The following is an 8,020-nucleotide window of genomic DNA, read 5'->3' as shown; positions in this document are numbered from 1 at the left end:
TCGAAGTCGATCCTGCCTCGTTTAATTCCAGGGCAGAGTGTGCCACTGAATTGAACGGGGTTTTCGTTCAGGCACTAAGTAAACTGTCCCCGGAGCTGCCGTCCCCGGAACTGCCTTCAGTTAGACGCCCAAGGATCGAGCACGGGGACGCCCATGGGCTCGAAGTCGGAGGCGTTGCGGGTAACGACCGCCATGCCATGCACCAAGGCGGTTGCGGCGATGAGCGCATCGCGATCCGGCCGTGGATCGGGCAGATGCAAGCCTGCGCAGACCTGCGCAGACCTGCGCAGACCTGCGCAGACCTGCGCAGACCTGCGCGACTGCGGTATCGACCTGAAGCACGCGACTCTCGAACCGCGGCATGACCTGCTGATCGATCCAGGCGCGCAGCACCGCTCCCTGGGCCTTATCGCGTCGCTCGACCAAGCGTGCACCAAGCTCGATCTCCAGAACTGTGATCGAAGAGATGAAGAACCCGGTGAGCGGCTGCGACGAGGCCCAAGCCGAAACGCGAGCGCCCGCCTTTTCAGGCCGGCGCAGCTCGGAAATGACATTGGTGTCGAGGACGAACATCAGCCGAGATCGGCCGCGCGGTCGAGATCGCCAAGACGCGGCGGCTGGAAATCGAAGTCGGGAGCATCCTTCTGCGCCAAGGCATCGGCGAGAGTCATCTGGCCGCCCGTCAGACGTTGGTACGCTTCGATGCTGAGCAGCACGTGGGCGGGCCGCCCCCGGTCCGTAATGAAAACGGGCCCCTTGCTGGCGGCCTTTTTCGCGTCGCTCGCTTGCTGATTGAACTCGCGGCTGGATATGGTGGTAATCATGACAAGGGCGACCTCCAATCGGACGAATGTAGATGGGTTACTACATTCGATGCATTTGACCAGGATCAGATCGTAGAGGCTGCCAATGGATCCTCGAAGCGCAACGACCCGCATCCCTTGCCCCCAGCAATGCACCTAGCAAGCTTGCCGCCCGACCCAGAGCGCGCCCAAGCAGGCTGGGAAGCCAATCTCGCCCTCAAGTTCGCTCGCCGCGGCGCACGTACCAGCCTCGTCGAGCGCCACCACCTCGGCCCACTGAAGGTCCAGCGCCCTTTCTATCCGGAGGGCGATGTCTGCCACCTCTATCTGCTGCACCCGCCCGGCGGGCTGGTCGGCGGGGATCGGCTGCGGATCGAGGTCGAGGTCGAGGAAGGCGCTTCCGCCATGCTCACCACGCCGGGCGCGGCTAAGCTCTATCGCAGCCTTGGCCCGGAGGCCGAGCAGCATCAAATCCTGCGCGTGCGGGATGGAGCGCTCGAATGGCTTCCGCAGGAGAGCATCCTCTTCCCTGGCGCCAATGCGCTGCTGCACACCCAAATCGACCTGAGCGGCACCGCACGCTTCATCGGCTGGGAGATCCAATGCCTGGGTTTGCCCGCGAACGGCGAGCGTTTCGAGACGGGCCGAGCCGACCTCCAGCTCAGTGTCGACCGGGACGGCATGCCGCTCTTGCGGGACCGCCTGCGCATCCAGCGCGCCGGCGATCTGGACGGCCCGAGCGGGCTGCGCGGCATGCCCGTGGTCGGCACCCTGATCGCGACGGGCGCCGATGACAGGACCCTGGATCTCGCCCGCGAGGCCGCCACGTCAGACGACCACACCCTGCTCGGCATCACCCGCATCGACGACCTGCTCGTCGCCCGCGCCCTCGGTCAGGCGACCGACCGGGTGCGCGCCAAGCTGACGGCCGTTTGGGCTAGTATTCGTCCAAGCCTGCTGGGCCGCCCAGCGACCCTTCCCCGTATCTGGGCCACCTGAGACCGTCCGAGGATTCGCCATGGAGCTGACACCGCGCGAGAAAGACAAGCTGCTGCTGTTCACCGCCGCCCTGCTCGCCGAGCGGCGCAAGGACAGGGGCGTCAAGCTCAACTACCCGGAGGCCATGGCCTTCATCAGCGCGGCCATCCTGGAGGGTGCGCGCGATGGCAGGAGCGTCGCCGAGCTGATGGACTACGGCCGCACCCTGCTGACCCGCGACGACGTGATGGAGGGCGTGCCCGAGATGATCCCGGAGGTCCAGGTCGAGGCAACCTTCCCGGACGGCACCAAGCTGGTGACCGTGCACGAACCGATCGTTTGATCCAGCCCCTCGGAGGTCATCAATGATTCCAGGCGAAGTCATCGCCGCACCCGGCGAGATCGAGATCAACGCCGGACGCGACACCCTCACCCTGCGCGTCGAGAACACCGGCGACCGGCCGATCCAGGTCGGCTCGCACTATCACTTCTACGAGACCAACCCGGCGCTCCAGTTCGAGCGCGAAACGGCGCGCGGCTACCGGCTGAACATCCCCGCCGGCACGGCCGTGCGCTTCGAGCCCGGCCAGGGCCGCGAGGTGGAGCTGGTGGCCTATGCCGGGGCGCGCAAGGTGTATGGCTTCAATGCCAAGGTGATGGGTGCGCTGTGAGCGGGGACGCGCAATGAGCGACAAGGAACCTTCTCCAGTTGCCTGTCGCACAAGCCAGCGCATGTCGTTGTGGATGCAAGGCGCATCAGCTCAATGATCACGGCGCTTCTCTGGCCGGAGGATCGAATCGATCACATCGCCAGACACGACGTCAGCCCTGATGAGTTCGAAGAGGTGTGCTTCGGCCCTTCGCTGGTGCTGCGAGCCAAGTCCGAGGGACCTAACCGGGTCTATCATGTCCTTGGGGAAACGCATAGTCGAAGGCACCTTCTCTGTATCGTAATTCACTTTCCTGATGGCAACGGCTATCCGGTGACGGCCCGCCCAATGACAAACCGCGAGAAACAGCGTTACCAGCAGTGGAGAAGACGATGACCGACCTGCCAAGAACCGATTCGATTTCGGAGCTTGCCGAATTTTGGCAAACCCACGACCTGACAGATTTCGAAGATGAGCTGACAGAGATCAGCGAACCTCTCTTCCAGCGTGCCGAGCAAGTCTCCATTCCCCTGTCGGCTGAAGACGCCTCAGCGCTTCGAGCAGAGGCTCGGCGCGAGCAGGTTTCCGAAACCGATCTGGTCTTGCGATGGGTGCATGAGCGTTTGCATGCGCAGGAGCGTTCGTCAACCAGTCGCTGAGCGCCTGGCGGCTCGACTCGATGCAACGCCTTTGGCAGCTCGATCGAGATCACCCCTCGTCGCACGGCGTGCATGCGGATTTCACGGATTCTCGGAGTGGGCTCGCGCTCGCTCCGCACCCCTCTGGAGACTGAACGATGGCAAAGATCGGCCGGCAGGCCTATGCGGAGATGTACGGCCCGACCACGGGCGACCGGGTGCGGCTCGCGGACTCGGACCTCTGGATCCAGGTCGAGGAGGACCGCACGGTCTACGGGGACGAGGTCAAGTTCGGCGGCGGCAAGGTCATCCGCGACGGCATGGGACAATCGCAGCAGGTCGCGGCCGAGGTGGTCGACGTCGTCATCACCAATGCGCTCATCCTCGACCACTGGGGTGTGGTCAAGGCCGACATCGGCATCAAGGACGGACGCATCGCCGCGATCGGCAAGGCCGGCAACCCGGACACCCAGGCGGGCGTGACCATGGTCGTCGGGCCGGGCACCGAGGCCATCGCCGGCGAGGGCCAGATCCTCACCGCCGGCGGCATCGACTCGCACATCCACTTCATCTGTCCGCAGCAGGTCGAGGATGCCCTCATGTCCGGCATCACCACCATGCTGGGCGGCGGCACCGGACCGGCGACCGGCACCAACGCCACGACCTGCACGCCGGGCCCCTGGAACATCCACCGCATGCTCCAGGCGGCGGATGAGCTGCCGATGAACCTGGGCTTCCTCGGCAAGGGCAACGCCAGCCTGCCGCAGGCGCTGGAAGAGCAGGTCCGCGCCGGCGCCATCGGGCTCAAGCTGCACGAGGACTGGGGCACCACGCCCGCCGCCATCGACTGCTGTCTGGGCGTGGCCGAGCGCATGGACGTCCAGGTCGCCATCCACACGGATACGCTCAACGAGTCCGGCTTCGTCGAGCACAGCATGGCCGCCTTCAAGGGCCGCACCATCCACACCTATCACACCGAGGGTGCCGGCGGTGGCCATGCCCCGGACATCATCAAGGCCTGCGGCGAGCCCAACGTGCTGCCCTCCTCGACCAATCCGACCCGACCCTACACGGTCAACACGGTCGACGAGCATCTGGACATGCTCATGGTCTGCCATCACCTGGACCCGAGCATCGCCGAGGACGTCGCCTTCGCCGAGTCGCGCATCCGCCGCGAGACCATCGCCGCCGAGGACATCCTGCACGACCTTGGCGCCTTCTCCATGATCGCCTCCGACTCCCAGGCGATGGGCCGGGTCGGCGAGGTCGTCACCCGGACCTGGCAAACCGCGCACAAGATGAAGGTGCAGCGCGGCAGCCTGAAGGGCGACCCGGCCGAGCACGACAACCTGCGCGCCCGGCGCTATATCGCCAAGTACAGCATCAACCCGGCGATCGCCCACGGCATCGCGCACGAGGTCGGCTCGGTCGAGGTCGGCAAGCTGGCCGATCTGGTGCTCTGGAAGCCGGCCTTCTTCGGCGCCAAGCCGAGCCTCATCATCAAGGGCGGCATGATCGTGGCCGCGCCCATGGGGGATCCCAACGCCTCCATCCCGACGCCTCAGCCGGTGCACTATCGGCCCATGTTCGGCGCGCTGGGGGGCGCCCGATCCGCAACCCGGATGACCTTCCTCTCGCAATCCGCCGTTGCGGACGGCGTGCAGGACAGCATCGGCCTGCAGAGCCACATCGGCGTCGTCAAGGGCTGCCGCAACCTGAAGAAGCAAGACATGGTGCTGAACGATTATCTGCCGAAGATCGAGGTCGACCCCCAGACCTATGAGGTCCGCGCGGACGGCGAGCGGCTGGTGTGCGAGCCCGCGACCGTCCTGCCGATGGCGCAGAGGTACTTCCTGTTCTGAAGCGCCAGCCGCTAGAGGCGATCGTCGTCCCAGCTGACGCGCAGCGACTTGAGCCCTTCGCGGTAGGCGGAGGCGTCGCCGTAGCTGAAGAAGCCCTGGGTGCGCGGATGAGGGTCGAGGGTGCGCTGGGCGTGCTTGATCGGGCACCAGAACTGCTCGGTGCGCCCCGCCACCTCGCGGGCGTACTCGAGCACCTGGTTGCCGTAGCCGCAGTAGACGCAGTTGAGTTTTTCGATGAGATTGAGGTAGGGCAGCCGGTGGCGGTCGACCACCAGGTAGTCCGATCGCCGAACCAGCGGAATACCGTAGATGCGAAAGCAGACCTGCTGAAACAGGGTGATGGAGAGATCCAGGATGGCGAAGGGCAGGATCATGCCATAGATGAGCGGCGCGGACAGGATGACGGCGATCGGCGCGCGCTGGATGTAGCGCCACGCCGGGATGCGGTGCCGGCGATAGAGTCGGCGCACGTTGCGCTCGAAGACGACCTTGCCGCGGCGCAGCCGATAGCGGAACTCCTCACGCCCTTCTTCGAGCAATCGGTCGAATTCGCGATCCAGCTCTTGCTGCGTCTCGCGCAACCGCTGCAGCAAGTCGTCAAAGACGGTGTTCGCCATCGCTATTCCCCTGTGTTCTGTGCAGAACGAGCCTACGCCTGCCCGGCGAGGGCAAGCGCAGTGGATAGCCGCGGTACTGGGGAGAAAAGCGATGCTCGCGCGTCAGGCGGACCAGAGCGGGGATCGAGCTCGACCCGAACGGGGCTTGAGCGCATCCTAGCCCCCGCGAGCGGAGCCGGCAATCCAGGTGCGCCTCGTGGCGGTCGACGACGCCGAGCGCCGCCGGCCCTCGCTCTGGTCGCCTGATCGCGATCACCGCGACCCCGCCCATCATGACTCGAGGAATCCCGACCATTCATGATTCGCTTGATCCGAACGGCAAGACCGGGCGTCGAGCCCGAGGCCAGACTGACACTGACGCTGGAGCAGCGGGTCCGCAGTCGTTTGCGGGCCACACTCGATGACGGTCGCGAGGTCGGTCTCTTCCTCGAACGGGGATCGAGCTTGCGCGACGGCGATTGTCTGGAGTCCGAAGCGGGACTGGTCGTGCAGATCGTCGCCGGAGACGAGCTGCTGAGCGTCGTTCGCTGCGACGATCCGCTCCTGCTCGCGCGCGCCTGCTATCACCTCGGCAATCGCCACGTCGCCCTGCAGATCCAGCCCGAGCGTCTGAGCTACCTGCACGATCACGTGCTCGACGACATGCTGCGCGGCCTCGGGCTCAGCGTCGCGCTCGAGCACGCCCCCTTCGAGCCCGAGCCCGGCGCCTATGGCGGCGGGCATCAGGGCCACGGCCAGCCTGACCATGGCCATGACCACTGATCCGGCGCTGCTGCGCCTGCTGCACTTGGTCAGCCCAAGCCTCCCAACGGGGGCCTTCGCCTATTCGCAAGGGGTCGAGTGGGCCGTCGAATCCGGCTGGCTGCGCAAGGCCGCAGACCTGGAAGACTGGCTGGGCGACCAGGTGCGGACCACGCTGACCGGGGTCGATCTCCCGCTGCTCGCCCGACTCTACGATGCGTCGCTCGCTTCAGACGACGCGGCGCTGGCCGAATGGACCGCACGCCTGCTGGCGAGCCGCGAGACCCGCGAGCTTCGCAGCGAGGAGGCCAATCGTGGCCGCGCCCTCGCCGACCTGCTCGTCGCGCTGGCCGTGCCGGGCGCGGCCGAGCGCAAGGCCCTGCTCGGCCGCGCACAGGCCACGGGCTTCGCCTATGCCGCCGCGCACTGGAACATCGGCCCGCGCCAGACCCTCATCGCATACACCTGGAGCTGGCTGGAGAATTTGGTCATCGCCGCCGTCAAGATCGTCCCGCTCGGCCAGACCCAGGGCCAGCAGACCCTCGCGCGCTTGATCGAGGAGGTACCCGCCGCGGTCGACAGGGCCCTCCAGACCGAGGACGCCGATATCGGCGCCAGCTCACCGGCGCTCGCCATCGCCAGCAGCCTGCACGAAACCCAGTACACCCGGCTGTTCCGGTCCTGAGCCGATATACGTCGGATTCCGGGACGAGCCCGCTGCAGATCACCCTGACGCATCCCGAGGTGCTGGTCGTCCTGGCGAGTACATGCTTTCGTACATACACTTGCCACCATGGAGATCGAGATCGAGCTCGACCCCGAAAAGGCTGCCGCCAACCCGCTGAAGCACGAGGGAGTCACCTTCGAGGAAGCGCGGGCCTTACTGCTCGCCCCCTACGCACTCACCCGGGAAGACCCGGATGCGGAGGGCGAGTCGCGCTACATCACCCTGGGGATGGGCGCAAAGGGCCGGATCCTGATCCTGGTGTGGACGCTGCGCGCGGAGCGCATCCGTCTGATTTCATCCTGGAAGGCCAACCAACCGCAATGCCGACGCTATGAACGCCAATTCAGACCCTGACTACGACCGCTACGCCGATCTCGATTTCGAGGACGCGAAGCCGGTGTCCGAAGTGCCCGCCCTGGCTCAGCTGCAGGCCGAGCAAGGCGGCAAGTCGCGGATCACGATCCGCGTCGACAACGCCACCCTGGCGGTCTTCAAGACCCGCGCGGAGAAGACCGGCGGCAACTACCAGACCCTGATGAACGAGGCCCTACGCCAGGTCGCCCAGGGGTTCACGCTCGCCGAGGTGGTGCGGGAAACGATCCGGGAGGAACTGCGGGGCGAATGAGCCTGTGTGGCGCATCGCCGCGAATGACGTGTGACCGGTTCATCCCGGCGAGATCCCGCATGCCAAGTTTTAGCGCTGTGCGACATAAGAGCGAATGCCACAGAGCACGCACCGCACCAGCCACTTTCATGGATCTCTAGCACACGTGATGACGTCCCAGAACTAGAGAGAAAAGGGGTCGAACACTGAGGTATCCCCACTAAATTCCAAATCAGAACATAAGCTTAGAGAGAGGATTTCCAGCAGAAAGGAACATGCATGGGATTTGATGGTGCACAGCGGGCGACCAAACCTGCGGAGGACCCCCCATGCATGCACTGACGATTCTACAGCGTTGTGTCGCCCCGCTGCTGGCCGGCATCCACCGGCGGCGCCTGTC

Annotated in this window: 12 protein-coding genes; 9 read left to right on the top strand and 3 right to left on the bottom strand. The window is 65.6% G+C overall.

What is annotated here, in order from left to right; genetic code table 11:
* Nucleotides 1–116: 116 nt before the first annotated feature.
* Nucleotides 117–260, bottom strand: coding sequence for a PIN domain-containing protein (locus tag G3446_RS28435; protein ID WP_245232747.1), 144 nt, complete (start codon nucleotides 258–260; stop codon nucleotides 117–119).
* Nucleotides 261–572: 312 nt separating this feature from the next.
* On the bottom strand, nucleotides 573–938 hold the full coding sequence (locus G3446_RS24830; RefSeq protein WP_245232746.1) for a type II toxin-antitoxin system Phd/YefM family antitoxin: 366 nt from the start codon (nucleotides 936–938) through the stop codon (nucleotides 573–575).
* Nucleotides 939–953: 15 nt separating this feature from the next.
* Between G3446_RS24830 and G3446_RS24825 the strand changes: the two genes are divergently transcribed.
* The 5 genes from G3446_RS24825 to ureC all read left to right on the top strand — a co-directional run bounded on the left by G3446_RS24825 (nucleotide 954) and on the right by ureC (nucleotide 4,931).
* The gene (locus G3446_RS24825; protein ID WP_164456374.1) at nucleotides 954–1,802 is read left to right on the top strand and encodes an urease accessory protein UreD; all 849 of its coding nucleotides are present in this window, start codon (nucleotides 954–956) and stop codon (nucleotides 1,800–1,802) included.
* A 19-nt stretch (nucleotides 1,803–1,821) separates the two neighbouring features.
* Nucleotides 1,822–2,124: an urease subunit gamma gene (ureA, locus tag G3446_RS24820; RefSeq protein ID WP_164456373.1), complete on the top strand. Its 303-nt coding sequence runs from the start codon at nucleotides 1,822–1,824 to the stop codon at nucleotides 2,122–2,124.
* Nucleotides 2,125–2,146: 22 nt separating this feature from the next.
* Nucleotides 2,147–2,452 (top strand): urease subunit beta, encoded by a 306-nt coding sequence (locus G3446_RS24815; protein WP_164456372.1) that lies wholly within the window; start codon nucleotides 2,147–2,149, stop codon nucleotides 2,450–2,452.
* A 371-nt stretch (nucleotides 2,453–2,823) separates the two neighbouring features.
* Entirely contained in the window at nucleotides 2,824–3,090 is a 267-nt protein-coding gene (locus G3446_RS24810) for a CopG family antitoxin (protein WP_209262623.1), read from the top strand.
* Between the two features lie 137 nt (nucleotides 3,091–3,227).
* The gene (gene ureC / locus G3446_RS24805; RefSeq protein ID WP_164456370.1) at nucleotides 3,228–4,931 is read left to right on the top strand and encodes an urease subunit alpha; all 1,704 of its coding nucleotides are present in this window, start codon (nucleotides 3,228–3,230) and stop codon (nucleotides 4,929–4,931) included.
* Between the two features lie 11 nt (nucleotides 4,932–4,942).
* On the opposite strand, the gene G3446_RS24800 is transcribed toward ureC, so the two are convergent.
* Nucleotides 4,943–5,548: a hypothetical protein gene (locus G3446_RS24800; protein ID WP_164456369.1), complete on the bottom strand. Its 606-nt coding sequence runs from the start codon at nucleotides 5,546–5,548 to the stop codon at nucleotides 4,943–4,945.
* A 297-nt stretch (nucleotides 5,549–5,845) separates the two neighbouring features.
* Between G3446_RS24800 and ureE the strand changes: the two genes are divergently transcribed.
* From ureE to G3446_RS24780, 4 genes are all read left to right on the top strand, one after another.
* Entirely contained in the window at nucleotides 5,846–6,310 is a 465-nt protein-coding gene (gene ureE, locus G3446_RS24795) for an urease accessory protein UreE (protein WP_164456368.1), read from the top strand.
* Entirely contained in the window at nucleotides 6,300–6,974 is a 675-nt protein-coding gene (locus tag G3446_RS24790; RefSeq protein WP_342450229.1) for an urease accessory protein UreF, read from the top strand. Before ureE ends, G3446_RS24790 begins: the two co-directional genes overlap by 11 nt.
* A gap of 108 nt (nucleotides 6,975–7,082) precedes the next feature.
* The gene (locus G3446_RS24785) at nucleotides 7,083–7,370 is read left to right on the top strand and encodes a BrnT family toxin (protein ID WP_209262622.1); all 288 of its coding nucleotides are present in this window, start codon (nucleotides 7,083–7,085) and stop codon (nucleotides 7,368–7,370) included.
* On the top strand, nucleotides 7,348–7,641 hold the full coding sequence (locus G3446_RS24780) for a BrnA antitoxin family protein (RefSeq protein ID WP_164456366.1): 294 nt from the start codon (nucleotides 7,348–7,350) through the stop codon (nucleotides 7,639–7,641). The genes G3446_RS24785 and G3446_RS24780 overlap by 23 nt, the downstream gene beginning before the upstream one ends.
* Nucleotides 7,642–8,020: the final 379 nt, after the last annotated feature.

This window comes from Thiorhodococcus minor, assembly GCF_010820565.1.
Taxonomy (GTDB): domain Bacteria; phylum Pseudomonadota; class Gammaproteobacteria; order Chromatiales; family Chromatiaceae; genus Thiorhodococcus; species Thiorhodococcus minor.
The sequence above is the reverse complement of the archived record's forward strand: the minus strand, read 5'-3'. Positions and strand labels throughout refer to the sequence as shown.

Coding starts and splice junctions, on each gene's coding strand:
- G3446_RS24830 (WP_245232746.1), bottom strand. CDS start 938: ATGCGGGTCGTTGCGCTTCGAGGATCCATTGGCAGCCTCTACGATCTG.
- G3446_RS24825 (WP_164456374.1), top strand. CDS start 954: ATGCACCTAGCAAGCTTGCCGCCCGACCCAGAGCGCGCCCAAGCAGGC.
- ureA (WP_164456373.1), top strand. CDS start 1,822: ATGGAGCTGACACCGCGCGAGAAAGACAAGCTGCTGCTGTTCACCGCC.
- G3446_RS24815 (WP_164456372.1), top strand. CDS start 2,147: ATGATTCCAGGCGAAGTCATCGCCGCACCCGGCGAGATCGAGATCAAC.
- G3446_RS24810 (WP_209262623.1), top strand. CDS start 2,824: ATGACCGACCTGCCAAGAACCGATTCGATTTCGGAGCTTGCCGAATTT.
- ureC (WP_164456370.1), top strand. CDS start 3,228: ATGGCAAAGATCGGCCGGCAGGCCTATGCGGAGATGTACGGCCCGACC.
- G3446_RS24800 (WP_164456369.1), bottom strand. CDS start 5,548: ATGGCGAACACCGTCTTTGACGACTTGCTGCAGCGGTTGCGCGAGACG.
- ureE (WP_164456368.1), top strand. CDS start 5,846: ATGATTCGCTTGATCCGAACGGCAAGACCGGGCGTCGAGCCCGAGGCC.
- G3446_RS24790 (WP_342450229.1), top strand. CDS start 6,300: ATGACCACTGATCCGGCGCTGCTGCGCCTGCTGCACTTGGTCAGCCCA.
- G3446_RS24785 (WP_209262622.1), top strand. CDS start 7,083: ATGGAGATCGAGATCGAGCTCGACCCCGAAAAGGCTGCCGCCAACCCG.
- G3446_RS24780 (WP_164456366.1), top strand. CDS start 7,348: ATGAACGCCAATTCAGACCCTGACTACGACCGCTACGCCGATCTCGAT.